This is a genomic window from Klebsiella grimontii (assembly GCF_042137965.1).
GTDB lineage: Bacteria > Pseudomonadota > Gammaproteobacteria > Enterobacterales > Enterobacteriaceae > Klebsiella > Klebsiella grimontii.
This window is the reverse complement of record NZ_CP169721.1, coordinates 4,346,811-4,371,874: the sequence shown is the minus strand read 5'-3', so window position 1 is coordinate 4,371,874 and position 25,064 is coordinate 4,346,811. Positions and strand designations below refer to the sequence as shown.

Annotated in this window: 25 protein-coding genes and 1 other RNA gene; 16 read left to right on the top strand and 10 right to left on the bottom strand. The window is 54.5% G+C overall.

What is annotated here, in order from left to right; translation table 11 throughout:
• The first annotated feature begins 84 nt into the window (after positions 1 to 84).
• Entirely contained in the window at positions 85 to 903 is an 819-nt protein-coding gene (cof, locus tag ACE3MN_RS20525; protein ID WP_024359040.1) for an HMP-PP phosphatase, read from the top strand.
• A gap of 46 nt (positions 904 to 949) precedes the next feature.
• Here cof and ACE3MN_RS20520 read toward each other — a convergent pair whose 3' ends face one another.
• Entirely contained in the window at positions 950 to 2,002 is a 1,053-nt protein-coding gene (locus ACE3MN_RS20520; RefSeq protein WP_098140396.1) for a PLP-dependent cysteine synthase family protein, read from the bottom strand.
• 115 nt (positions 2,003 to 2,117) lie between these two features.
• Here ACE3MN_RS20520 and ACE3MN_RS20515 point away from each other — a divergent pair, with 115 nt between their 5' ends.
• The 5 genes from ACE3MN_RS20515 (at position 2,118) to amtB (ending at position 8,064) form a co-directional block, all read left to right on the top strand.
• Complete coding sequence (locus ACE3MN_RS20515) at positions 2,118 to 2,576, top strand: Lrp/AsnC family transcriptional regulator (protein WP_004135994.1); 459 nt, start codon at positions 2,118 to 2,120, stop codon at positions 2,574 to 2,576.
• Between the two features lie 42 nt (positions 2,577 to 2,618).
• Positions 2,619 to 4,391 (top strand): SmdA family multidrug ABC transporter permease/ATP-binding protein, encoded by a 1,773-nt coding sequence (locus ACE3MN_RS20510; RefSeq protein WP_098140397.1) that lies wholly within the window; start codon positions 2,619 to 2,621, stop codon positions 4,389 to 4,391.
• The gene (locus ACE3MN_RS20505) at positions 4,384 to 6,162 is read left to right on the top strand and encodes a SmdB family multidrug efflux ABC transporter permease/ATP-binding protein (RefSeq protein WP_375364152.1); all 1,779 of its coding nucleotides are present in this window, start codon (positions 4,384 to 4,386) and stop codon (positions 6,160 to 6,162) included. Before ACE3MN_RS20510 ends, ACE3MN_RS20505 begins: the two co-directional genes overlap by 8 nt.
• Positions 6,163 to 6,405: 243 nt before the next feature.
• Positions 6,406 to 6,744 carry a P-II family nitrogen regulator gene (glnK, locus tag ACE3MN_RS20500; protein ID WP_004099573.1) on the top strand — a complete coding sequence of 113 codons (339 nt, stop codon included), beginning with the start codon at positions 6,406 to 6,408 and terminating at the stop codon, positions 6,742 to 6,744.
• A gap of 33 nt (positions 6,745 to 6,777) precedes the next feature.
• Positions 6,778 to 8,064, top strand: coding sequence for an ammonium transporter AmtB (gene amtB / locus ACE3MN_RS20495; RefSeq protein WP_375364151.1), 1,287 nt, complete (start codon positions 6,778 to 6,780; stop codon positions 8,062 to 8,064).
• A gap of 54 nt (positions 8,065 to 8,118) precedes the next feature.
• On the opposite strand, the gene ACE3MN_RS20490 is transcribed toward amtB, so the two are convergent.
• Together ACE3MN_RS20490 and ACE3MN_RS20485 are read right to left on the bottom strand one after the other, a co-directional pair.
• Positions 8,119 to 8,859 (bottom strand): DUF554 domain-containing protein, encoded by a 741-nt coding sequence (locus tag ACE3MN_RS20490; RefSeq protein ID WP_004136002.1) that lies wholly within the window; start codon positions 8,857 to 8,859, stop codon positions 8,119 to 8,121.
• A 108-nt stretch (positions 8,860 to 8,967) separates the two neighbouring features.
• A complete protein-coding gene (locus tag ACE3MN_RS20485) occupies positions 8,968 to 10,452 on the bottom strand; it encodes a UbiD family decarboxylase (protein WP_102649627.1) in 1,485 nt (494 codons plus the stop codon).
• A gap of 170 nt (positions 10,453 to 10,622) precedes the next feature.
• On the opposite strand from ACE3MN_RS20485, the gene ACE3MN_RS20480 reads away from it, so the two are divergent.
• Complete coding sequence (locus tag ACE3MN_RS20480; RefSeq protein WP_004136010.1) at positions 10,623 to 11,564, top strand: LysR substrate-binding domain-containing protein; 942 nt, start codon at positions 10,623 to 10,625, stop codon at positions 11,562 to 11,564.
• A 14-nt stretch (positions 11,565 to 11,578) separates the two neighbouring features.
• Here ACE3MN_RS20480 and tesB read toward each other — a convergent pair whose 3' ends face one another.
• Positions 11,579 to 12,454: an acyl-CoA thioesterase II gene (gene tesB, locus ACE3MN_RS20475; protein ID WP_004136012.1), complete on the bottom strand. Its 876-nt coding sequence runs from the start codon at positions 12,452 to 12,454 to the stop codon at positions 11,579 to 11,581.
• A 220-nt stretch (positions 12,455 to 12,674) separates the two neighbouring features.
• Between tesB and ACE3MN_RS20470 the strand changes: the two genes are divergently transcribed.
• Entirely contained in the window at positions 12,675 to 13,184 is a 510-nt protein-coding gene (locus ACE3MN_RS20470; protein ID WP_004129852.1) for a YbaY family lipoprotein, read from the top strand.
• A gap of 37 nt (positions 13,185 to 13,221) precedes the next feature.
• Here the strand turns inward: ACE3MN_RS20470 and ACE3MN_RS20465 are convergent, their stop codons facing one another.
• Both ACE3MN_RS20465 and ACE3MN_RS20460 read right to left on the bottom strand, forming a co-directional pair.
• Positions 13,222 to 13,533: an MGMT family protein gene (locus tag ACE3MN_RS20465; protein WP_004136015.1), complete on the bottom strand. Its 312-nt coding sequence runs from the start codon at positions 13,531 to 13,533 to the stop codon at positions 13,222 to 13,224.
• 65 nt (positions 13,534 to 13,598) lie between these two features.
• The gene (locus tag ACE3MN_RS20460) at positions 13,599 to 14,006 is read right to left on the bottom strand and encodes a hypothetical protein (protein ID WP_004136017.1); all 408 of its coding nucleotides are present in this window, start codon (positions 14,004 to 14,006) and stop codon (positions 13,599 to 13,601) included.
• Between the two features lie 249 nt (positions 14,007 to 14,255).
• On the opposite strand from ACE3MN_RS20460, the gene ffs reads away from it, so the two are divergent.
• The 3 genes from ffs (at position 14,256) to ACE3MN_RS20445 (ending at position 15,138) form a co-directional block, all read left to right on the top strand.
• Positions 14,256 to 14,352, top strand: an RNA gene (ffs, locus tag ACE3MN_RS20455) — signal recognition particle sRNA small type.
• A 316-nt stretch (positions 14,353 to 14,668) separates the two neighbouring features.
• Positions 14,669 to 14,926: a hypothetical protein gene (locus ACE3MN_RS20450; RefSeq protein ID WP_004129858.1), complete on the top strand. Its 258-nt coding sequence runs from the start codon at positions 14,669 to 14,671 to the stop codon at positions 14,924 to 14,926.
• A complete protein-coding gene (locus ACE3MN_RS20445; RefSeq protein ID WP_004129860.1) occupies positions 14,923 to 15,138 on the top strand; it encodes a hypothetical protein in 216 nt (71 codons plus the stop codon). Before ACE3MN_RS20450 ends, ACE3MN_RS20445 begins: the two co-directional genes overlap by 4 nt.
• 133 nt (positions 15,139 to 15,271) lie before the next feature.
• Here ACE3MN_RS20445 and ACE3MN_RS20440 read toward each other — a convergent pair whose 3' ends face one another.
• Entirely contained in the window at positions 15,272 to 16,699 is a 1,428-nt protein-coding gene (locus ACE3MN_RS20440) for a PLP-dependent aminotransferase family protein (protein ID WP_102649628.1), read from the bottom strand.
• Between the two features lie 87 nt (positions 16,700 to 16,786).
• Between ACE3MN_RS20440 and ACE3MN_RS20435 the strand changes: the two genes are divergently transcribed.
• Positions 16,787 to 17,401 carry a YitT family protein gene (locus ACE3MN_RS20435; protein ID WP_024359031.1) on the top strand — a complete coding sequence of 205 codons (615 nt, stop codon included), beginning with the start codon at positions 16,787 to 16,789 and terminating at the stop codon, positions 17,399 to 17,401.
• A 92-nt stretch (positions 17,402 to 17,493) separates the two neighbouring features.
• Complete coding sequence (locus ACE3MN_RS20430; protein ID WP_004136022.1) at positions 17,494 to 17,847, top strand: DUF1428 domain-containing protein; 354 nt, start codon at positions 17,494 to 17,496, stop codon at positions 17,845 to 17,847.
• Positions 17,848 to 17,893: 46 nt separating this feature from the next.
• Here the strand turns inward: ACE3MN_RS20430 and ACE3MN_RS20425 are convergent, their stop codons facing one another.
• Complete coding sequence (locus ACE3MN_RS20425; RefSeq protein WP_155552746.1) at positions 17,894 to 18,727, bottom strand: nickel/cobalt efflux protein RcnA; 834 nt, start codon at positions 18,725 to 18,727, stop codon at positions 17,894 to 17,896.
• 166 nt (positions 18,728 to 18,893) lie between these two features.
• Between ACE3MN_RS20425 and ACE3MN_RS20420 the strand changes: the two genes are divergently transcribed.
• The gene (locus ACE3MN_RS20420) at positions 18,894 to 19,166 is read left to right on the top strand and encodes a metal-sensing transcriptional repressor (protein ID WP_004129869.1); all 273 of its coding nucleotides are present in this window, start codon (positions 18,894 to 18,896) and stop codon (positions 19,164 to 19,166) included.
• A gap of 2 nt (positions 19,167 to 19,168) precedes the next feature.
• Here ACE3MN_RS20420 and ACE3MN_RS20415 read toward each other — a convergent pair whose 3' ends face one another.
• Complete coding sequence (locus ACE3MN_RS20415) at positions 19,169 to 20,755, bottom strand: EAL domain-containing protein (RefSeq protein WP_004136026.1); 1,587 nt, start codon at positions 20,753 to 20,755, stop codon at positions 19,169 to 19,171.
• A gap of 243 nt (positions 20,756 to 20,998) precedes the next feature.
• Positions 20,999 to 22,108 (bottom strand): ABC transporter ATP-binding protein, encoded by a 1,110-nt coding sequence (locus ACE3MN_RS20410; protein WP_004099610.1) that lies wholly within the window; start codon positions 22,106 to 22,108, stop codon positions 20,999 to 21,001.
• Between the two features lie 353 nt (positions 22,109 to 22,461).
• On the opposite strand from ACE3MN_RS20410, the gene ACE3MN_RS20405 reads away from it, so the two are divergent.
• Together ACE3MN_RS20405 and ACE3MN_RS20400 are read left to right on the top strand one after the other, a co-directional pair.
• Positions 22,462 to 23,694: a maltodextrin ABC transporter substrate-binding protein gene (locus tag ACE3MN_RS20405; protein WP_004136030.1), complete on the top strand. Its 1,233-nt coding sequence runs from the start codon at positions 22,462 to 22,464 to the stop codon at positions 23,692 to 23,694.
• Positions 23,695 to 23,750: 56 nt separating this feature from the next.
• A complete protein-coding gene (locus tag ACE3MN_RS20400; protein ID WP_004136032.1) occupies positions 23,751 to 25,058 on the top strand; it encodes a carbohydrate ABC transporter permease in 1,308 nt (435 codons plus the stop codon).
• The last annotated feature ends 6 nt before the right edge of the window (positions 25,059 to 25,064 follow it).

The following is a 25,064-nucleotide window of genomic DNA, read 5'->3' as shown; positions in this document are numbered from 1 at the left end:
AAATTCATCTATTCACTATTACTTCCGTATATCTCAGGCAATACTGCAACACAAGCAAAATCCACCACCACTGGGGAGCAGGAGATGGCAAGACTGGCTGCATTTGATATGGACGGTACGCTACTGATGCCGGACCATCGTCTGGGAGAAAAAACGCTGTCGACGCTAAAACGTCTGCGCGATCGCGATATCACCCTGACTTTCGCCACCGGTCGCCATGCTCTGGAGATGCGCCACGTTATTGGCGAGTTTTCTCTGGACGCGTTTTTAATTACCGGCAACGGGACGCGCATTCACTCTCTGGAAGGCGAAGAGCTGTATCGCCGCGATCTGGCCCCCGATGTGGCGGAAGAGGTGCTGCACAGCGCCTGGGAAACCTCAGCCAGTATGCATTTTTTCAACGACGGCGGCTGGTACACAGGGCAGGAGATTCCCGAAATATTGAAAGCGCACGTTTTTAGCGGTTTTCGCTACCAGTTGTACGATCCTAAGCGGATGCCGGCGCATCAGGTTACGAAAATCTGCTTCTGCGGCGATCATGACGATCTGCGGCGGCTGCGGATCCAACTGAATGAAGCGCTCGGCGGCCGGGCGGATCTCTGTTTTTCAGCGATGGATTGTCTCGAAGTTTTGCCCGGCGGCTGTAACAAAGGCGCGGCGCTGGCGGTACTAAGCCAGCATCTTGGCCTGACGTTACAGGATTGCATGGCGTTCGGTGACGCCATGAACGACCGGGAAATGCTCGGCAGCGTTGGCCGTGGGGTGATTATGGGCAATGCGATGCCTCAGCTGAAAATTGAACTTCCGCATCTACCGGTTATTGGCGACTGCCGTCATCAGGCCGTTTCCCACTTTTTGACTCATTGGCTGGATAATCCTGATCTTCCTTATTCCCCCGAATAAAGAGACCCTGCCAGCAAGCCAGATATCACGGGATATCTGGCTTTTTTTATTTTGTGCGCAGTATTTCGGCGATCTGCGCCTGCCACGGGGAAATATCGCCGATATTGGCCGCAACCCACTGCGGGTTGTAGTAGGTCTCCAGATAACGTTCACCGCTGTCGCACAGCAGCGTGACAATAGAGCCGGAGCGCCCCTCTTCGCGCATCCGCACGGCCAGCTGCAGTACGCCCCACATATTGGTGCCGGTTGATGCGCCGACCTTACGCCCGAGCAGCGTTTCCAGCCATAGGGCGGTGGCGACGCTGGCGGCATCCGGTACCCGCAGCATCTCATCGACCACATCGGGAATAAATGAAGGTTCGACGCGCGGGCGGCCAATGCCCTCAATTTTGCTACCGACCGGGCTGCGCAGGCTGGCGTCGCGGCTTTGCCAGTAGTCCAAAAATACTGAGTTTTGTGGGTCAACCACCAGCAGCTGCGTATCGTAACCCTGACTGCGAATATAGCGGCCGATGGTTGCTGAGGTACCGCCGGTGCCCGCGCTCATCACGATATGCGACGGCTGCGGGTGCGGCTCATGGCTCATCTGGCGGAATATACTGTCGGCGATATTATTGTTTCCCCGCCAGTCGGTCGCCCGTTCGGCAAAGGTAAACTGATCCATATAATGCCCGTTCAGCTCGCGCGCCAGGGTTTCGGAGGCGGCATAGATTTCGCAGGCGCTATCGACAAAATGACAGCGGCCGCCGTAGAACTCAATTTGTTCAATTTTACGTTTTGCCGTACAGGAAGGCATCACGGCGATAAACGGCAGGCCTAACAGACGGGCGAAGTAGGCTTCAGAGACGGCGGTTGAACCCGAAGAAGATTCAATAATCGTCGTCCCTTCTTTAATCCAGCCGTTGCACAGACCATAGAGGAACAGCGAGCGGGCCAGGCGATGCTTCAGGCTACCGGTTGGATGGGTGCTTTCATCTTTCAGATAGAGCTGGATCCCAGGGAACTCCGGGAGCGCCAGACGAATCAGGTGCGTATCGGCGGAACGCTGATAATCGGCATTAATTTCACTAATCGCGTGTTTTATCCAGGCGCTGTTCATCTCTGTTTCCTGTTTGTCATTTTGTGCCCAGCTTAGCGGAATTCGAAGGAAAAATTGTTGCCATTTAGCCTTTCAATTACAATGAATGGAGTAAATTTTTCTCCTGAGGTGAGTAATGTTAGATAAAATTGACCGTAAGCTGCTTTCTTTACTGCAAACCGACTGTACCCTCTCTTTGCAGGCGCTGGCTGATGCCGTTAATCTGACCACCACGCCCTGCTGGAAGCGCCTGAAGCGTCTGGAAGACGAAGGTATCCTGCGCGGGCGAGTCGCTCTGCTGGATGCGGAAAAGGTCGGACTTGGGCTGACGGCGTTTGTGCTGATTAAGACTCAGCACCACAGTAGCGACTGGTATTGCCGCTTCGTCAGCGAGGTCACCCAGATGGCGGAGGTTCTCGGTTTCTGGCGTATGGCGGGGGAGTATGACTACCTGCTGCGGGTCCAGGTTGCGGATATGAAAAACTACGATGATTTTTATAAACGCCTGGTAAACAGCGTACCGGGGCTCTCGGATGTCACTTCGAGTTTTGCCATGGAACAGATAAAATACACGACAGCCTTGCCCATTGATTAACGGCATCAGCCGCTACGAATTATACACTCAGGATTTAACTGCTTGCGATTATTTGCTCAACTTAGCTGGTATTTCCGCCGGGAGTGGCGCCGTTACCTCGGCGCTATTGCTCTGCTGATTGTCATTGCCATCCTGCAACTGGTGCCGCCAAAGGTGGTGGGCATCGTGGTTGATGGCGTCACAAAACAACATTACACCGCGGAAAAGGTGTGGATGTGGATTGGCCTGCTGGTCGTTATTGCGGTGATGGTCTATCTGCTGCGCTATGTCTGGCGCGTGCTGCTTTTCGGCGCCTCTTATCAGCTAGCCGTCGAACTGCGTGAGGATTTCTATCGCCAGCTCAGCCGCCAGCATCCGGCCTTTTACCTGCGCCACCGTACCGGCGATCTGATCGCGCGGGCGACCAACGACGTGGATCGGGTGGTGTTCGCCGCTGGCGAAGGGGTGTTAACGCTGGTGGACTCCCTGGTGATGGGCTGCGCGGTGCTGATTGTTATGTCGACGCAAATCAGCTGGCAGTTAACCCTGCTGGCGCTGCTGCCGATGCCGCTGATGGCGCTGGCGATCAAGCGTAACGGCGATGCATTACATGAGCGTTTTCGCGTCGCTCAGGCGGCGTTCTCCAGCCTCAACGACCGCACCCAGGAGAGCCTCACCAGCATCCGCATGATCAAAGCCTTTGGTCTCGAAGATCGACAGTCGGCGCTTTTTGCCGCCGATGCCGCGGATACCGGCGCAAAAAATATGCGCGTGGCGCGCATCGACGCGCGCTTCGACCCGACGATTTATATCGCCATCGGTACTGCTAACCTGCTGGCCATCGGCGGCGGCAGCTGGATGGTGATCCAGGGCAGCCTGACCCTGGGGCAGCTCACCAGCTTTGTGATGTACCTCGGCCTGATGATTTGGCCGATGCTGGCGCTGGCGTGGATGTTTAACATCGTTGAGCGCGGTAGCGCGGCCTATGCGCGCATTCGCACCATGCTGGAAGAGGCGCCGGTGGTGAACGACGGCAGCGAGCCGACGCCGGAAGGCCGCGGTACGCTCAGCGTCGCCGTGCGCGAGTTTATCTATCCGCAGGCGAATAAGGCTTCGCTGGAAAAGGTCAATTTTACGCTACAGCCCGGGCAGATGCTGGGGATTTGCGGGCCGACCGGCTCCGGCAAGAGCACCATTCTGGCGCTGATTCAGCGCCACTTTGACGTGACTGAAGGCGATATCCGCTTCCATGACGTTCCCCTGACCCGGCTACAGCTCGATAGCTGGCGCGCCCGTCTGGCGGTGGTTAATCAGACACCGTTCCTGTTCTCCGATACCGTCGCCAGCAACATCGCCCTTGGTAAACCGGATGCTACGCAGGAGCAAATCGAACACGTTGCGCGGCTTGCCAGCGTTCATGAGGATATCCTGCGCCTGCCGCAGGGATATAACACCGAAGTCGGCGAGCGCGGCGTGATGCTTTCCGGCGGGCAAAAGCAGCGAATTTCCATCGCCCGCGCGCTGCTGCTGGAGGCGGAGATTCTGATCCTTGATGATGCCCTGTCGGCGGTAGATGGCAGAACGGAGCACCAGATTTTGCATAACCTGCGGCAGTGGGGAGAAGGGCGGACGGTGATCATTAGCGCCCATCGCCTGTCGGCGTTGACCGAGGCCAGCGAAATTCTGGTGATGCAGCACGGGCACATTGCCCAGCGCGGTCGCCATGAGGCTCTGGCGGCGCAGCCGGGATGGTATCGGGACATGTACCGTTATCAGCAGCTGGAAGCGGCGCTGGATGATGCCCCGCAGGAAGATGAGGAGGTCGCCGGTGCGTAGTTTCACTGAACTCTGGCCGACGTTAAAGCGCCTGCTGGCCTACGGCTCCCCGTGGCGTAAACCGCTGATGATTGCCGTTGCCATCATGTGGGTTGCGGCGGTGGCTGAAGTCAGCGGCCCGCTGCTGATCAGCTATTTCATCGACAATATGGTGGCGAAGAACTCGCTGCCGTTGAAACTGGTCTGCGGCCTCGCCGTGGCCTATATCGGCCTGCAACTCCTTGCCGCTGGCCTGCATTACTGCCAGGCGCTGCTGTTTAATCGCGCGGCGGTCGGCGTGGTGCAGCAGCTGCGCAGCGATGTAATGGATGCCGCGCTGCGCCAGCCGCTCAGCGAGTTTGATACGCAGCCGGTCGGGCAGCTCATCTCTCGGGTGACCAACGATACCGAAGTCATTCGTGACCTGTACGTGACCGTGGTGGCCACCGTACTGCGTAGCGCCGCTTTGATTGGCGCGATGCTGGTGGCGATGTTCAGCCTTGACTGGCGGATGGCGCTGGTGGCTATCGCTATTTTCCCGGCGGTGCTGATCGTGATGATGATTTATCAGCGCTACAGCACGCCCATCGTCAGGCGGGTCCGCGCCTGGCTGGCGGATATCAACGATGGTTTTAATGAAGTGATTAACGGCATGAACGTTATCCAGCAGTTCCGCCAGCAGGCGCGGTTCGGCGAGCGGATGCGCGAGGCCAGCTACGCCCACTATCTGGCGCGTATGCAAACTCTGCGTCTTGATGGCTTCCTGCTGCGTCCGCTGCTGAGCCTGTTCTCTTCATTAATTCTCTGCGGCCTGCTGATGCTGTTTGGTTTCAGCAGCAGCGGAACGATCGAAGTCGGGGTGCTCTACGCCTTTATTAGCTACCTTGGGCGACTGAACGAGCCGCTGATAGAGCTGACCACCCAGCAGTCAATGCTGCAGCAGGCGGTCGTCGCGGGCGAGCGCGTCTTCGAGCTGATGGATAAACCGCGTCAGGCGTGGGGTGAAGATAGCGAGCCGCTGCGCAGCGGAGCAATTAGCATCGATCATCTCTCTTTTGCCTACCGCGACGATAGCCTGGTGTTGCAGGATATTAATCTCGATATCCCGTCCCGCAGCTTTGTGGCGCTGGTTGGCCATACCGGGAGCGGTAAAAGCACCCTGGCCAGCCTGATGATGGGCTACTACCCGTTAACTCAGGGAGAGATTCGCATCGATGGTCGTCCGCTTTCTTCCTTAAGCCACAGCGCGCTGCGTCAGGGGATTGCGATGGTGCAGCAGGATCCGGTGGTGCTGGCTGATACCTTCTATGCCAACGTTACTCTCGGTCGCGACATCAGCGAAGAGCAGGTCTGGGAGGCGCTGGAAGCGGTCCAGCTGGCAGATCTGGCCCGTGAAATGGAAAACGGGATTTATACGCAGCTGGGCGAGCAGGGGAATAACCTCTCCGTTGGCCAGAAACAGCTGCTGGCGCTGGCGCGGGTACTGGTCGATACGCCGCAGGTGCTGATTCTTGATGAGGCGACGGCCAATATTGATTCCGGTACCGAGCAGGCGATTCAGCAGGCTCTGGCCCGGGTGCGCGAGCACACGACGCTGGTGGTGATTGCGCATCGCCTATCGACCATCGTCGAGGCCGATACGATCCTGGTGCTGCACCGCGGTCAGGCCGTAGAGCGCGGAAACCATCAGCAGCTGCTGGCGGCCAAAGGCCGCTACTGGCAGATGTATCAGCTGCAGCTGGTTGGCGAAGAGCTGGCGGCCAGCACGCAGGAAGAGTCGCTGATCGCCTGATGCACCATAATCAGGCAGTCGCGATCCCGCGGCCTGAGGTGGTGCAAAAAAGTCACATATCGCGCACTGAAATGGTGCGGTTTTAGCCGAAAGAGCCAGTTTGCCGCTTCGTTTCCGGCGAATTCTTCACCTTCTCCCTCAAAAAGGGCCGCCTGGCGGTCCTTTTTCATTTCTGGCATAGCCCTTGCTTTAGTAGATACGTGTTAGCTGCGGCCATTACCGAATTCTGACTGGAGGGGACTTATGAAGCTGGTTACCGTGGTAATCAAACCATTCAAACTGGAAGATGTGCGTGAAGCATTATCTTCAATGGGTATTCAGGGCCTGACGGTCACTGAAGTTAAAGGGTTCGGCCGTCAGAAAGGCCACGCGGAGCTCTATCGCGGCGCCGAATACAGCGTCAATTTTCTACCGAAAGTGAAGATTGATGTCGCGATTGCCGACGATCAGCTGGACGAAGTCGTCGATGTCATCAGTAAAGCGGCGTACACCGGAAAGATTGGCGACGGCAAAATCTTTGTCGCCGAGCTGCAGCGCGTGATTCGCATCCGTACCGGCGAATCTGACGAAGCGGCACTGTAACTTTCAGACCACACAGTGATGGGGAACGAAACAATGAAGATAGCAACAATGAAAACAGGTCTGGGAGCGTTGGCTCTTCTTCCGGGACTGGCGATGGCCGCACCGGCGGTAGCGGATAAAGCCGACAACGCTTTTATGATGATTTGCACCGCGCTGGTGCTGTTTATGTCGATTCCTGGCATCGCGCTGTTCTACGGCGGGCTGATCCGCGGTAAAAACGTTCTCTCCATGCTGACTCAGGTGATCGTGACTTTTGCGCTGGTCTGCGTGCTGTGGGTGGTTTATGGCTACACGCTGGCCTTCGGCACTGGCGGCAGCTTCTTCGGCAACTTCGACTGGGTACTGCTGAAAAACATTGAACTGAAAGCCCTGATGGGAAGCTTCTATCAGTACATCCACGTTGCCTTCCAGGGCTCCTTCGCCTGTATTACCGTTGGTCTGATCGTCGGTGCGCTGGCGGAACGCATTCGCTTCTCGGCGGTACTGATTTTCGTCGTGGTATGGATGACGCTCTCTTATGTGCCGATTGCGCACATGGTATGGGGCGGCGGTCTGTTGGCCACGCACGGCGCGCTTGATTTCGCCGGCGGTACGGTGGTTCACATCAACGCCGCGGTAGCGGGGCTGGTGGGTGCCTATATGATGGGCAAACGCGTTGGCTTTGGTAAAGAAGCGTTCAAACCGCATAACCTGCCGATGGTATTCACCGGCACCGCGATCCTCTATGTTGGCTGGTTCGGCTTTAACGCCGGTTCAGCCAGCGCGGCGAACGAAATTGCCGGTCTGGCGTTCGTTAATACCGTGGTGGCAACGGCGGCAGCTATTCTGGCGTGGACCTTCGGCGAGTGGGCAACCCGCGGTAAACCATCTCTGCTGGGCGCCTGTTCAGGTGCGATTGCCGGGCTGGTCGGCATCACTCCGGCGTGCGGCTACATCGGCGTCGGCGGCTCTCTGATTGTCGGTATCGCTGCGGGCCTGGCGGGACTGTGGGGCGTCACCGTACTGAAACGCTGGCTGCGCGTTGATGACCCATGCGATGTGTTTGGCGTCCACGGCGTCTGCGGTATCGTAGGCTGCATCCTGACCGGTATCTTCGCCGCGACGTCTCTGGGCGGCGTCGGTTACGCGGAAGGCGTCACCATGGGCCATCAGGTTCTGGTACAGCTGGAAAGCATCGGTATCACCATCGTCTGGTCCGGCGTCGTCGCCTTCATTGGTTACAAAGTTGCCGATATGACCGTTGGCCTGCGCGTACCGGAAGATCAAGAGCGTGAAGGGCTGGACGTAAACAGCCACGGCGAAAACGCCTACAACGCCTGATTAATCGTTATCTTTAATCGACAAAAAGCGGAGCCTGGCTCCGCTTTTCTATGGTTAGCTAATCGACTGGATCCACGGCAATAGCGTTGAGACCCACAGCCATGAGAGAGGCATGACGATGATCAGTCCCGGAAGTAGATTCGCTACCGGGAAGGATTTAATACCGCAGATCCGCAATCCCGTCACAAACATAATAAAACCGCCAAGCCCGGAGAAATCAGCAACCATTTCTGGCGTTAGCATTGGCATGATTGATTGCCCGATGAATAGCAGAATCATCTGGACGATAAATTGCGGGATCGCGATAGTCGCGACCGAAAGGCCAAGCAGGGTGGCAAAAATACCGGCGGTCAGGATATCGAGGAATGATTTGGTTAACAGGATGGATATGTCTCCGGTTATCCCTTCCTGCATGGCGCCAAATATGCCCGTTCCCGAGGCCACGAACAGCACCAGAATCCCCACGAATTTATCGAGATACTCCTCTTGTGATAATGTGCTGCCGCTTTTTTGCGGGGCAATTTTATCGATAATAAAACGTAATTTAGATGCGCCGCGGCCAATATTTTTCTCGATAGAAAATATTTCACCGATAATAGCGCCGAAGAGTAATGACGCGACGACTACGGGCAGCGCGTGTAATTTAATGATGACCGTTATTCCCATTCCCATGGAGGCCGCACCAAAAGTCAGAGGTAGCGCAGTACGGAATTTTTCACTTAAGCGATCGCCAATTAAGCCGCCGACGATCCCGCCGATAAGCGTTGAAGTGGAGTTAATGATTGGCCCAATCATTGTTTTACCTTATTGATATTTTCAAAGTATCTATTTTTGTTATGAGTCCACGAACGGACCCGCTATTCGGCGGGCTCTGCGGATAATGAGCCTGCCGATAGTGAACGGCTATTTTTTGAAGCCCGGAATGAAACGATTAACATCCACCTCAAGGAATTTGCTGCGCTGAAAATTCGCTTTCAGGTTCCATGGAACGGTGCAGTCAAAAATCGTTTTACAGGCAATCCCGTGGCCGAGTATTGATGGGCTGAATGCGGGATCGGATGACGGATCGAGCGGATGGCAGCGTACACCCGGTATAAAGATAGTACTGACATCCCCCTGGTAGCGCGTTGTCATCGCCCACATCACATCGTTAATATCAAAAACATCAACATCCTCATCAATCAACATGACATGTTTCAATTCTGAGAAAGCCGAAAACGCGAGAAGCGCGGCCTGGCGCTGCCTGCCCTCATCCGCTGGCGTGCGTTTTTTAACCTGTAGCACGGCCAGATATTTGCCTGTGCCCGGCGTTGGGCAATGCACGTTCTGAACGAAACCAGGCAATGCCTTTTCAACCATTTGCAAGATACTGGCTTCTGTTGGGATCCCGGCCAGATTGGTGTGCTCATCGCTTGCTCCAATACAGGTTTGCAGGATTGGATGGCGGCGGTGAGTAATAGCTTTAACTTTGATTACCGGAACCTGAGCCTGAGCGCTGCCGGTGTAGCCTGGAAACTCCGGCATAGCCTTACCGGTATCGGTGTTCTGATCTTCACGCACTCTCACGTTCGGTAAGAGTTCGCCTTCGATAACGACTTCAGCGTTAGCGATAGCAAGCGCATTAACGCTCACGCACTCGGTAAGCTCTACAGGCTGGTTGCGCAAACTACCGGCAATTGACAGTTCGTCAAAACCTAAAGGCGTTGTCGGGGGCTCGAAGCAGGCGCCGATCTCAATTGCCGGATCGACGCCAATACTGATAGAGATAGGCAGCGCTTTTCCGGCGGCTTCGGCTTTCTGGCGGAAAGTATCAAGGTGGCGGCCTGGAACAAAATACATTGATATTTCATCTTTACTCTGGACGCATAAACGATGAATGGTGACGTCACGTTCACCGGTTTGCGGGTCGGCGGCGTAGCACATACCGAGAGTAAAGTAGGGGCCGGCATCTTCCGGAGTATTGGTGGGCGCAGGCAATATTTTCAGGATATCGAAATCAGGATCGGTCGCCAGGTGAACGACTTCCTGACACGCGGCCTTGTCGCGTGGGATGACTATCGGCGCAATAGGGTTGGCAACGGAGTCTTTTAGCATAAACGCCAGGTTTTCAGGCGTGGTGCCAAACAGGTGGGCGACGCGCTTGCGTGAGCAAAGTAGACCGATGAGCACCTTTACGTCGTCGTACCCTTTGATTTTGTTAAAAATCATGGCTGGGCCCACGCGAGTAGGGCGCTGGACGGTGCCGTGCGCCCCGACGTAGCGGTATACGCCAGATAATTCGGCAATAGGATCAACAGGTTCATCGGTATAGATCAATTCATCATCGTAATGGCTTAATACAGCCAATGCGGAGCGCAGATCCGTCACTTTTGGTTGTTCCATGGGCATTGAACTCTCCTTTTTATTTCATTAAACGATGACCCGATGGGCATATAGCGCCGACCCTGATTTTTAATCATCGCGATGGGGTTAATTTTCGATAAATACAAATAAGAGTCCAATAACATTGCCCCGGATTTTAATAAGGATTTATTATTAGCGTCTTCCTGGAGGTCGTTATGGATTATCGGCAATTACATGCTTTTGTGGTACTGGCGCAAGAGCTGCATTTCGGACGGGCGGCGCAGAGGCTTAACGTTACCCAGCCTGCGCTCACGCAGCAGATTAAAAACCTTGAGAATACGTTGGGCCTGATGCTGTTTGTTCGCGATCGGCGCAATGTTTCATTGACCACAGAGGGGCTATTTTTGATTGACGAGGCGCGAGTTATTCTTGGTCACTGCGATAAGTTCCTCGAAAATGTAAACAGCCTGCGTCTGGGGTATAAAGGACAGTTAAAAGTCGGCTATGTTGGGTCATCTATTCTCGATCCGGCATTGACATTGTTAATAAAAAACTATCGGCATAAAAAATCAGAGACCGATTTGATAATAGAAGAACATAACGCTCATAATTTATTAACATTGTTACTGGATAAACGGATCGATCTGGCTTTTGTTCGTTCGCCAATACCGCAATATGAACAGCTGGAATATATGAATATTGCCACGCGTTCGCTTATTGCCGTCCTGCCGCGTAACCATGAACTGGGTAACCGGCGGAAAATCTCCCTGGCGTTACTGGCGAAAGAACAATTTTTTATGCAAAAGGACCCTTACGGCGTGGGCCTCGGCTGGTCGGCAATTAACGCCTGCCAGCAGGCCGGGTTTACCCCGCAGAAAATTCAGTATACCCGTGATGTATCGGTGGCTATTGGCCTGGTTTCAATGGGAATGGGTGTTGCTCTGGTGCCAGAAACGCAGAGTTCGATGCTGATGTCCGATGTAAGCTACTGCCTGCTGGAGGAAACATTTGCCACTACCACGCTCACTCTGTGCTGGCGGCGGCATACTAAAAATAACATCCTGCGCGATTTTATAAACTACACCCGGGAGCTCACCGACCGTCAGCACCACAGGGCGACTCAAAGCGTGGCAGCCCAACGGTCTGACGATCTTTGAACGAACGGAAGCGTCTATTTGCCCGGGAAGAGGTTCCGGTTGCGCATGACGCCTTCCTGCACCGTGGAAGCTACCAGCGTGCCGTCCTGAGTATAGAACTCGCCGCGCACAAAACCGCGCGCGCTGGAGGCGGAGGTGCTCTCAACGCTGTACAGCAGCCAGTCGTTGATGTTGAACGGACGGTGGAACCACATTGAGTGATCGATGGTGGCGACCTGCATTCCGGGCTCCAGAAAACCGACGCCGTGCGGCTGCAGGGCGACGGGCAGGAAGTTAAAATCCGAAGCGTAGCCTAACAGATACTGATGGATGCGGAGATCTTCCGGAACGGCGCCGTTGGCGCGGATCCACACCTGACGCGTCGGTTCTGCAACGTGGCCTTTCAGGGGGTTATGAAATTCGACCGGGCGAATCTCCAGCGGTTTATCGCAGAGAAATTTTTCTTTAACCTGCGGCGGCAGCAGATGGGCCAGCTTGCGGGCGATATCCGTTTCGGAGGGGAGGGCGTCCGGGGCGGGCGCCGCGGGCATGGTTTTTTGATGTTCATAGCCGGGTTCTGGCGCCTGGAAAGAGGCGGTCATATAGAAAATCGGCTTCCCGTTTTGAACCGCCGCCACCCTGCGGGCGCTGAAGCTATTGCCGTCGCGCAGGACTTCAACGTCATAGATGATGGGTTTCTGGCTGTCGCCGGGACGCAGGAAGTAGCTGTGAAACGAGTGAATCAGGCGTTCTGCGGGGACCGTCTCTTTTGCTGCGTATAGCGCCTGGCCAACCACTTGACCACCAAAAACCTGACGCAAGCCCAGATCCTCGCTCTGACCGCGGAACAATCCCTCTTCAATTTTTTCCAGATTTAACAATGCCAGCAGATTGGTTAATGCCTGACTCATAGTAACCCTCAATCAATGATGACTGCTTTGCGCAGCGCGTTATTGAGGCAAAGTATAACCTGGAATCGCAAGTGGTCCGATGGGTGCAATAATCTGAATATGGGCTCTTTTCCAGGAAGAGAACTGAGATCTGTGCCACACTTATTTACGATACTAATGTCCTGTCCCCGATTGTGGCTGGATGTACTCCTGTTAAAGAAGGGATGAAAAGGAGAAAAGAATGAAATTTGCCTATATGTTAAGTGCCTTAGCCGTCGCGGCTACGTTGTCTGCCTGTGCGAACAACCACAGCAGTAATGCAGCGAACCAGGCTGCGCCCGATCCTTACGGCATTGCCTCACTAAGCTCCTCGCAGCAGCAGCCTAACGTTTCCGGGACCATCAATATTCGACAGCGCGTGGCGTTACCGCCGGATGCGGTATTAACCGTAACCCTGTCGGATGCGTCCCTGGCCGATGCGCCAGCGCACGTGCTGTCGCAAAAAGCGGTAAGGACCGAAGGGAAGCAGGCGCCGTTTAACTTTGTTCTGCCCTACAACCAGGCGGACATTAAGCCTAATGCACGCATCCTGTTAAGTTCGGCGATTACCGTTAACGGTCAGCTGATGTTTATTACCGATACCGTGCAGACGGTGATTAATCAGGGCGGCAATCGCGCCGATCTGCTGCTGGTACCGGTCCAGCAAACGGCGGTGCCGGTGGCAAATACGAACGTTCCCGCCGCGCAATAACCCCGACAATGCCCCTTTCAGGGGCATTTTTTTGCCTTTAATAAATCCAGCGGTAATGCTGCAGGTCAATATGACCGCTGCCTGAGACCTGAACTCCCTCCGCCAGGAGCGCCTGGCGTTGGCGCTGTAGATCTGGCCCGGTAAGCGAGATATCGCCGTGGCGGTTGACGACCCGATGCCAGGGAAGCTGGGACCCCTCAGGCAGACGCTTTAAAACCCCGCCGACCTGACGCGCCGCACGCGGTGAACCGGCCAACTGAGCAACGTCGCCGTAGGTAGCAACGTACCCCTCTGGGATCGAGGCGACTATCTGCCAGACTCGCTGCGGAAAAGTATCGTGAGAATCCATGGTACGTCCTGCTGCCGGGAAAGGCTCAGGATAATCGTTGTACGACGGGCTGTACAGATAGCGGCTTAAGCCGTTTTAACAACGGTAAATTCCAGCGCCAGGCCAAGTACCTGCATGCCATGGACATTCTCATTCGGTATATTGGTCAGCAGGGTTTCAAGAAACTTCAGGCGTTTTGACTGAGCGTTAATCACCAGTTTTGCGCGCATGGCCGGAAGCTTAAGCGTTGATATTGGATAGACCACGCGACCGCTGACTTCGATAGGGAGTTTACGTAATTCAATGTGCTGAAGGACGCCGACGCTAGAGTAGAGCAGCGCGACCGGGGTGACGGCGAGTAGCGGATTTTGGCTAATGGTCACAAAATCAAGAAGCAGCTCCGGGCGCAGAAAGTTTAAACCGCGGAAGGGAACGGTGACTTCATCGATTGGCGGCATCGCCAGGGTAGTGATTAAACGCGGTGATTCACTCATTCAGATACCATGATAAAAAACATACAATTCATAGTGAACATTATGGATGTTGAGGGGCGTTTGTGCTGAGAGTGCGCTCGCAATCTCCTGCCAGGGACGGAAATTTTACGCTACAAAGCCGCGATATCGCTCTGATTACGCGACTTTGCGCAATAAACCAGCACCCAATCGGCGGCGGCTTGCAATTCAGGGGTTCAGCAGGGATAATGCGCCAGCGCGTTAGGTAACTAGCGCTCTCAATGGGGGCTCTGTTGGTTCTCCCGCAACGCTACTCTGTTTACCAGGTCAGGTCCGGAAGGAAGCAGCCAGAGCAGACGACGTGTGTGCCGGGATGTAGCTGGCAGGGCCCCCACCCATTCCAGCGTGCCCCTGCGCTCTGTACATCTAATAAGCGGCTTCGCTCATCCCCTCATTTTTAATATCCACAAATAGAGTGTGTATTTTTTTCCGTTTCTAAAACATATCTTTTTTATGCCAAAAATTCGCTACGTCATAAAATTGAAATTTAACTGAAATATTAATGTCATCTTTATGTCATATATAACGTGCAGATTATTCATGGGAAAATGTTGTTAGATATAAGCTAAAAATATATCTCTGGATCAGCATGTTAACTTCGTGTATTAATTATATGATGATTTTATTTCACGGGAAGCGTGACTATGACCACGGTAGTTCTGAACGTAAAAATTGATGGCGAGTTAAAAGAAAAGCTGCGTCAGTATGCGGAAGAAAATAACGAAAATTTAGGAACAGCTACGGAGAAACTGCTACTCCTGGCCTTTCAGGCAGTGGAATCAGCAGACGAGGCGGGGGTTTCGGAAGAAGATATCGATAGCCAGCATACCGAAGAGGAAGCGTCTCCATTAACCCCTAAAGAAATCAAAGCATTACGTAAAATTCTGAAGAAGAGAAAATGAAACAACAACTCTCTACAGCCAGCAACTATAGCGAAGCCTGCGACATGCTGCGTTCCGGCTACGTCAAGCACGTACGCCTGAACTGGAATATCGGTAGCGATGAGTTTTTTCGCATTGCCTCCGATTGGTGTGACACCGGTGCAAAAATTAAAAAAGATGAAGACGGCTTTATTATTTCTCTGAAAGGGTTTCCGATCCCGCGTCAGCATTAATGAAACTATTTTAATTTTGTCATCGGGCTGACACGTCAGAAAGACAAAATTGAACGGCAATTTTATAAAAACATCTCATATGCATCACGGATGATGGTTTTTGACGGGCTGGCTCCAGCCCGTCGATATTTTATTAGATGATTTTCCTTAGACGAAAGCTCTCCTTCTGCTCCGTAAGACTATGCCATAGCGGCTGCAATGTAGTAAACGCGCTGCGTAGTTCCTCATCCGAAAGGGTAAAGGGCAAACGCAAATAGCGATCAAACGCGCCGGCCAGACCAAAGCGTGTGCCCGTCCCGATGTGAATTCCGCGGCTTTCAGCGCGAACGGAAAAGAGCGTCGCCAGCATGCCGGGTAATTCAACCCAAAAAGAGAGCCCCCCTTCTGGCGGAGTGAAGCGCCAGTGGGGAAAATATTCCGCCATCAGCGCCCCGCACATATCCCGGCGGGTCGCCAGCATGGCGCGGCGTGACGGCAGCAGCCCTTTCTCATTCTCAAGCAACCAGCAGCAGGCCAGCTGTTCCAGCAGCGGGGAACCGAGATCGAGAGAGTCGCGCGCCTGAACCAGCGAGGCAATGGTTCGTGAAGAGGCGCGGATCCAGCCTATGCGCAGGCCTCCCCAAAAGCTTTTTCCTGCCGAGCCGATGGTTATTACCGGGGCATCGGGATTAAACGCCGCTAAAGGCGGCGGCGGCGGGGCGTCGTACCATAAATCCACCATCGTTTCGTCTACCACCAGCGTGGTGCGGGTTTGCGCGGCGATATCTGCTACCCGCTGGCGCGTGGCGCTATCCATACAGCGGCCGGTAGGATTATGAAAATCCGGCATCAGCCACGCCAGGCGCGGCGCCGTTTGGGCGATCGTTGCCGCCAAACCGTCGCAATCCCATCCCTGCTGCGGTAACGCAACGCTAACCGGACGGCATGATGCGCCCTGAATCGCGCTAAGCGCCATGGGGTAAGTTGGCGCATCCACCACCACCCGATCGCCGGGCCCGGTGAATAAACGCAGAACCAGCGCAAAGCCGCTAAGCGCCCCGTTGACGATCATCACCTGATCGCTGCGGGTTGGCAGCCCGCGTTCGCTATAGCGGCGGGCGATAGCTTCGCGCAGCAGCGCTAGCCCTTGTTGATCGTAACCGGTATTGGATAAATGCTCAGGCATGATCTTCAGAGCCTGGCTGTAGGCTTGATGGATCTCAGGTCCGGCGCTCAGGGCGGCAACGGCCAAATTCACCGAGAGCGGGTCCGGTTTTTGGGCTGACGCTTCCACCGGACGCTCCGGCAGGGCGATCCGCGAACCGCTTCCCTGGCGGCTATAGAGATAGCCCTCCTCCCGCAGCTGCCCGAGCGCGCTGGCAACCGTGGTGCGGCTGATATTCAGGGCTGCCGCCAGTTCACGCTCGCCCGGCAGGCGGGTTTCCAGCGCGAGGCGGCCATCGAGGATAAGCAGGCGCAGCGCTTCCGCCAGCTGACGCCAGATAGGCGTACGAGAGGTGGACTCCTGCCAGTTGCCGAGCAGCCGTACCAGCGATTGTGAACCAAAGCGACGAGATGACATAGCAATCCACTTTTTAAAAACTGGCCATTAATTATCAATCCATTTTTGCTGATGATGAGGGAAATCGCAATTGTCCTGAGGTGAAAAATGGTACGTCGCTTGCTGCAACTTTACATTGGTCTGGTCCTGTACGGCGTGTCGACCGCGTTATTTGTTCACGCCAATCTGGGGGCAGACCCGTGGGATGTTTTTCATTTAGGGATCGGCAAACAGTTTAATCTGGATTTCGGTACGGTCATGATCCTGACGGGAGCGGCAGTACTGCTGCTGTGGATCCCGCTACGGCAAATGCCGGGGCTGGGGACGGTAAGCAACGTCATTGTGCTGGGGCTGGCGGCAAACGCGACTCTGGCCGTGCTGCCGCCGTTAGATTCGCTGGTGGCGCGTAGCCTGCTGTTGGGTGGGGCTATCGTACTGAATGCGCTGGCGACGGGGATGTATATTGGCGCGGGTTTCGGTCCCGGGCCGCGCGATGGGTTGATGACCGGCCTGCATGCCCGTACGGGATGGTCGCTGCGCGGTATTCGCACCGCGATTGAAGTTTCGGTTCTGCTGATTGGCTGGATGATGGGCGGCAAGTTTGGCGTGGGAACCGTACTCTACGCGTTAACTATCGGCCCGCTGATCCAGCTGTGCCTGCCGTGGTTCCATCAGCCGGCCGCGCGTAAGGCTCTGGCGAAACCCGGTGAGGCTATTTCCTGATTTTACGCTGCCATCAGGCCTGGCGACTAAACTTATCAATTCAGATACGGCCGGATTCTCCGGTCGTACTGTTCACTTCGGAGAGCAGACTCATGAAGTATGTTGATGGTTTTGTCGTTGCCGTACCGGCGGAAAATAAGGAGGCATACCGCGAGATGGCAGCAAAGGCCGCGCCATTATTTAAAGAGTTTGGCGCATTACGCGTGGTCGAGTGCTGGGCGGATGATGTCCCGGATGGCAAGCTGACCGATTTTCGCATGGCGGTGAAAGCTGAGGAGGGTGAAGAGGTGGTATTCAGCTGGATTGAGTATCCCTCTAAAGAGGCTCGCGATGCCGCCAATGCCAAAATGATGGCCGACCCGCGAATGAAAGAGTTTGGCGATAATATGCCCTTTGATGGAAAACGAATGATATACGGCGGCTTTGCTCCGCTCCTGGATGAGTAATTCATCTTTGCCATCCCCATCGTTTGTGGGGATGGCGATAGACGCGTTACAGATGACTCCAGCCATGCAGCAGCATATAGAAGCCCACCACCATAATCAGGGTGCCGGAAATCCACGGCGCTTTGCGCGAGAGATCGTTCAGCCCAGGCCAGCGGTTGGCTACGTGCTTCAGGCTCAGCGCGGCAATTGCGCCGGAAGCCACCAGAGTGAGCGCCAGCCCAACGCTAAACCCCAGCACCAGGGTTGCGCCCAGCGAGAACTTTTTCAACTGCAGGCAAATAAGCAGCACGGTTATTGACGCCGGACAGGGAATGAGCCCCCCCGTCAGTCCAAACAAGACGATCTGCCCGGTCGTGACCCGTTGCCCGTTAAAGCGGCGATTGATCTCTTGCGCATGCGCGCGCTGATGGGCGTCCTGCCAGTCATCGGCGACAACCAGCGGAGGTTGATGAACGTGGGGATGATGTTCATGCGGGTGGTGGTGATGCTCATGATTATGCTCATGCTCATGCTCATGCTCATGCTCATGGTGATGTGAACGAGATTCGTGCCAGGTACGCCACAGCATCCAGCAGGCAATCAGTACGATAAGGATCCCTGAGAACAGTTGAAACCAGGGTTCCGACGTTTGCGCATTCCAGCCGCGGCCAAACCACAGGCCTGCCATGGCCACCAGCCAGACCACCGCCGTATGCGACACCGTCGCCGCCAGCCCCAGCAGCACCGCCTGCTTCAGGGTTCCGCGGACAGCTACGATAAACGCCGCCATCATGGTTTTTGAATGCCCGGGCTCAAGGCCGTGCAGGGCGCCCAGCAGAATAGCGCTGGGAATAAATAGCCAGGCATTGCCCTGCTGCAGGAGTGAAGCGAAATCGGTCATAACGTGATCTCTAACCTAAAGTATTGGTATGCTACTCCCCCCCAGTACATAAATACTACCCCCCAGTAGAAAAATACTCCGGGGGAGTAGAGCATGTTATGCTGTTCTCATTGTGTATCGTGGTCGTTAGTCAAAACGATCGATTAATCAAATAGTGGATCGCGTAATGTCACATACCGTTCGTCACAAGAAGATGTTATTGACCCGATTGAAGAAAATTCAGGGACAAAGCGCCGCGCTGGAAAAAATGCTAAACCGCGAACATGAATGCGCCGAGGTTTTACAGCAGCTGGCTGCGATTCGCGGTGCGGTAAACGGCATGATGATGCAGGTTATCCAGGGGCATTTAACGGATCACGTCGTTAAAGAGCCGGAGGAGGGCCAGCGCGAAGCTGACCTTGATGTAGTAATGCAGGTAATAAAATCCTATCTTAAATAGGCTCAAAGGTGAGCGACCACGGAGGGCGCCGAATCCGCCTTCAGGTTATTCTCCGCCCACAGGATAAATTTCTCTTTTGGCAGCGCCTTACTATAAAGCCAGCCCTGGGCATACTGCACGCCATGCATACGTAGCCAGTCGCGCTGGCTTTCGGTTTCGACGCCTTCTGCGACGGTCGTCAGATTGAGCGCTTTCGCCATTTCAATAATGTGCGGCGTCAGCAGTTCATACTCCAGCGTATCGACAAACGATTTATCGATTTTCAGGGTGTCTACGTCCAGTTTTTGTAAATAGCTCAGGCTGGAGTAGCCGGTGCCGAAGTCATCGATGGAAATACGGTGTCCGGCCTGACGATAGCCGGCGAGCACCGGCAAAGTGGTTTGCGGGTCGACAAAACCGCGCTCGGTGATTTCCAGAATGATCTGCTGAGCGCTGATGCCCCAAAGCTGAAGCTGCTCTTGCAACAGGAGCGGCAGCTTTGGCGAGCGCAAATCATCGACCGATAGGTTTATCGAGATGTGTATCTCCGGACGCCGGCGCAGCCAGGTACCGAGATCGGCAAAAATTTTCCGTACAATATCTTCGGTTAAGCGGGTAATCAGCCCGGTTTGTTCGGCAAGCGGAATAAAAATATCCGGCGATAAGAAACTCCCATCGGGCTGCCTCCAGCGAGCAAGCGCCTCCGCACCGACGATCTTTCCACTCTGCAACGAAATAATAGGCTGGTAATAGACCTGGATGGCATGGGAATTCAGCGCATCCAGCATCCCATTACGCGGCGAGCGCAGCCTGCGCAGCAGGCGAAGCAGCAGAAATGAGGCCAGAAGGCTGGTGAACAAACCAATCGGCAGCCACAGCATCAGCTGCTGATGTAGCTTATTCTGCAGCGGCACCGTCGAGGACCAGGTGGCGATAGCCAACCCCAGTTCCGGGATACGATGGAGACGATAAACGGTGCTATCGAGGGTTAAGGTTTCGGCATCCAGATGCTTAATTTTCTCCCAGACGGCAGCGCTGAGCGGTTTACTGCTGATAATGATTTGATCGCGCTTCGTGCCAAACAAAAGCGTGTGAATTTCTTCATGACCTAACGGAATGACATCGATAAACGACACCGGATCGATCATCACCACGTGATGTTCGCTGCCCATGGCCGTCATTTTATGTTTCAGTCCCAGGTCGCTAACCGACGTGAGCCAGGTACGGTAGCCATCGGCAGTGAGATGGTCGGGAGCGGGAAAGGTGACCGACACCTGGTGCTCTTCAAGAGAGGAGCACTGCGGAATACCCTCGCGTAGCCACAGCACTTCCTGAATGTAGCGGTGGGTATAGGCGATCCGTCGCATAGTGAGCAGATGCTCCGGGCTGCAGGTCGTGGCCGTATGCGCATCTGCTTCTTTCAGCGCCTCTCTTGCCTGATCGGCAACCTGCTGAACGCGCGCCAGCACGCGGACGGAAAAGTTGTCCAGCTCACTATAAAACTGCTCTTTGGCCTGCTGCGTCGCCAGCCAGATGCTCAGTATGACCGGCAAGATAATGGCGAGTATCAATACCCCTGTAACCAGACTCACCTGATGCCGGGTCGTCATGAGTATTTCCTTATTTTATGGAGGGGTTCGATGAGTATACGCGAAAGATAAAAGAGGATTCACCACGGGGTAGAAAAAGGCCCGAACCGCAAGATAGCAACGAATTCGGGCTAACAGTGGATGAACCACGACGCTCAAGGCATGAAGCGTCGCGGAGAAAAACGAGGGCAGGTATGCTGGCAATAAGCGTTGTCAGCACAGATTCATATTCTAAAGCGCAATCATGACAATCAGATGTTGCGTTTAATGAGCGTCCGGCGCGGCGATGTCGGCGCTAATCCGCAGGTCATTTTCGTCGAAGACCATGCAGTAGCGATCGTCGAACGCGACGCTGATTTTCTGCCAGGGACGGAAATGAACGTCGCCGGGCAGCAGAATTTTGACGTTATCGTGGCCGTAGCACTGGCCGAACAGATAGGTGTTGTTACCCAGTCTCTCGACGACTTCACATTGAAACTCAACCACGGTACCGATATTCACATCGGTTGAGAGATGTTCAGGACGAATACCGAGGGTAACGGCAGCGCCGGGCTGCAGCGGCGATGTGGTGATATTGAGCGTCAGATTGTGATCTTGCGCCATCTTGACGCTAAGCTGGCCCGGCTGCCATGCGGTGACCGTCGCGGGCAGGAAGTTCATTTTCGGCGAACCGATAAATCCCGCAACGAACTTATTGACCGGGTTGTAATACAGCGACATCGGCGAACCCATCTGCTCAACTTTGCCGTAGTTCATCACCACGATTTTATCGGCCAGCGTCATCGCTTCAACCTGATCGTGGGTAACATAAACCATGGTGGTTTTGAGTTCATGATGCAGTTTAGCAATATGCAGGCGCATCTCAACGCGCAGCTCGGCATCAAGGTTGGAGAGGGGTTCATCAAACATAAACACCCGTGGATTACGCACGATGGCGCGACCGATCGCCACGCGCTGGCGCTGGCCGCCGGAGAGCTGCTTAGGTTTGCGATCCAGCAGATGAGAGAGCTGCAGCGTTTTTGCCACCATTTCAACCTGGCGGCGAATTTCATCTTTTGGCACTTTATTCACCTTCAGGCCATAGCCCATATTTTCCGCTACCGTCATATGCGGATAGAGCGCATAGGACTGGAATACCATGGCGACGCCGCGATGGGCGGGAACGACGTCGTTCATGACCTCATCGCCTATCAGTACTTCACCTTCGCTCACCTCTTCGAGACCGGCAATCATTCGCAGCAGCGTTGATTTGCCGCAGCCTGACGGACCGACGAAAACCGCAAATTCGCCATCTTCAATATCAAGGTTTACCTGATGCAGCGTCACTGTACTGCCGAACCGTTTGGTGACATTCCTCAGTCGTATATTGGACATCAACATTCCCCGGGTTAGTAGCCGTTTTTGCCGTTGGGATTTGGGCTGTGACGCGCTATTTGTATAACGTGTAACAATTCAGCCGAGCGATGCTCAACGACACTAAAATCATGTAGTGACTATAACTTCCAGAGTTTTAGCACCCTATATCGATGTTTCATTTCTGCAATCATGATCACACAACTGGCAGCTTTCAGTAGTTTTGTCAGCATTCAAAGCGTACCGTATAACAAATCAGGAATAACGGCATATTTGTTTATGAATCACCGTTTATCAGTTAACTGAAAGATTTTCGGAAGTCACATCGCCCAATAAAAACCATTAAATTGTTATACCTTCACATGAGGTTGATAATGAAAAAGAACACTCTTGCTGCACTGATCCTTACTACTCTGGCTGCCGGGCAGTTGGTGAGCCTGCAGGCGCACGCGGCCGGACAGCTCAACGTCTGGGAAGACATCAAAAAATCCGACGGCATTAAGGCCGCGGTAAATGATTTTGAAAAGCAGTTCAACGTTAAGGTGAACGTGCAGGAAATGCCGTATGCCCAGCAGTTGGAAAAGCTGCGCCTTGATGGCCCGGCGGGCATTGGCCCGGACGTGCTGGTGATCCCTAATGACCAGCTAGGCGGTGCGGTCGTCCAGGGGCTGCTGTCTCCCCTGACGCTGGACCAGGCGAAGCAGGAGGCCTTTACGCCGGCATCAATCAACGCTTTCCATATGGATAACGTGCTTTACGGCGTACCGAAAGCGGTGGAAACCCTGGTGCTGATTTACAACAAAGACCTGATCGACAAGCCGCTGGATAGCCTGCAGGCGTGGTTCGACTATTCGAAGAAGCAGCGCGAAGAGGGTAAGTACGGCCTGCTGGCGAAGTTTGACCAAATTTATTACAGCTGGGGCGCCATCGGTCCGATGGGCGGCTATATCTTTGGCAAAAATGATAAGGGCGGCTTCAACCCGCAGGATGTTGGCCTGAATAAGCCAGGCGCGGTCGAAGCGGTGACTTTCCTGAAAAAATTCTACACCGACAAGGTCTTCCCGGCGGGGATCCTCGGCGATAACGGGCTGAACGCCATCGACTCGCTGTTCACCGAGAAGAAAGCGGCAGCGGTGATTAACGGCCCGTGGGCTTTCCAGCCGTATGAAGCGGCAGGCATTCATTATGGCGTCGCGCCTCTGCCGACGCTGCCGGACGGCAAACCGATGAGCTCCTTCCTCGGTGTGAAAGGCTATGTGGTCTCGACGTGGAGTAAAGATAAAGCGCTGGCGCAGCAGTTTATCGAGTTCATCAACCAGCCGCAGTACGTAAAAGCGCGCTATGTCGCCACCGGGGAAATCCCGCCGCTGAAGGCCATGATTGACGATCCGCTGATTAAGAATGACGAAAAGGCCAGCGCGGTGGCGGTGCAGTCAGCGCGGGCGACGGCGATGCCGGGGATCCCGGAGATGGGCGAAGTATGGGGCCCGGCGAACGCCGCGCTGGAGCTTAGCCTGACCGGTAAACAGGAACCGAAGGCGGCGCTCGATAACGCAGAGAAGCAGATCAAGATGCAGATCGAAGCCATGCAGGCCAGCAATCAATAATCCGGTGATGTAACAGAACGGGAGGGGCATCCTCCCGTTTTCAGAAGGAGTCGTGTGTGATTATCAATCCCAGCGAAAATATTGCCGAAGCGCGCGGCGCAGGACGCCATGCGTGGTGCGGCCTGTTGCTGGCTATCGTGCCGGGTTTTGGGCAGTTTTATCACCGCCAGTGGCTGAAGGGGATCGTCTTCCTGGTGCTGCTGAGCAGTTTTATGAGTATTTTCTATGACTTTCTCAGCGAAGGCCTGTGGGGGTTATATACCTTAGGCGAGGAAGTCCCGCGGGATAACTCTATTTTCCTGCTGGCGGAAGGGATAATCAGCGTACTGATTATCGCATTCGGTGTGTTGGTCTATTTCCTCTCGCTGCGCGACGCCTGGGTTAACGGCAAAAAGCGCGATGAAGGCGTGGCGCTGAATAGCGTACGCAAGCAGTATCAGATGCTGCTCAGCGAGGGTTTCCCGTATCTGATGATCACGCCCGGCTTCATACTGCTGGTGTTTGTGGTCATCTTCCCGATCCTGTTTGGTTTTGCTATCGCCTTTACTAACTACAATCTTTACCACACGCCGCCGGCGAAGCTGGTGGATTGGGTGGGATTCAAAAACTTCATCAACATCTTCACATTATCCATCTGGCGTTCGACCTTCTTTGATGTGCTGCAGTGGACGGTGGTGTGGACGCTGCTGGCGACGACCCTGCAATGTACCGTCGGCGTGCTGCTGGCGATTCTGGTCAACCAGAAAGATCTGCGCTTTAAGCCGATGATCCGTACGATTTTCATTCTGCCGTGGGCGGTACCGGGATTCGTGACGATTCTGGTTTTTGCCGGCATGTTCAATGATTCATTCGGGGTGATTAACAACGCCATTTTGTCCTTCTTTGGCATCAGTCCGAAGGCGTGGCTGACCGACCCGTTCTGGACCAAGACGGCGCTGATCATGATGCAGACCTGGCTGGGTTTCCCGTTTGTTTTCGCCATGACCACCGGCGTCCTGCAGGCGATCCCGGACGATCTGTATGAAGCGGCCACCATGGATGGCGCCAGCGCGTTTACCCGCCTGCGGACCATTACTCTGCCGCTGGTGCTCTACTCTATTGCGCCGATCATCATCACTCAGTACACCTTCAACTTTAACAACTTCAACATCATCTACCTGTTCAACAACGGCGGGCCGGCGGTAGCGGGGTCGAATGCCGGCGGTACGGATATTCTGGTGTCGTGGATCTACAAATTGACCATGTCGTCTTCGCAATACGCTATCGCGGCGACCATCACGATCCTGCTGTCGATTTTTGTCGTCGGCCTGGCGTTGTGGCAGTTCCGCGCCACGAAATCCTTCAAAAACGACGACATGGCGTAAGGGAAG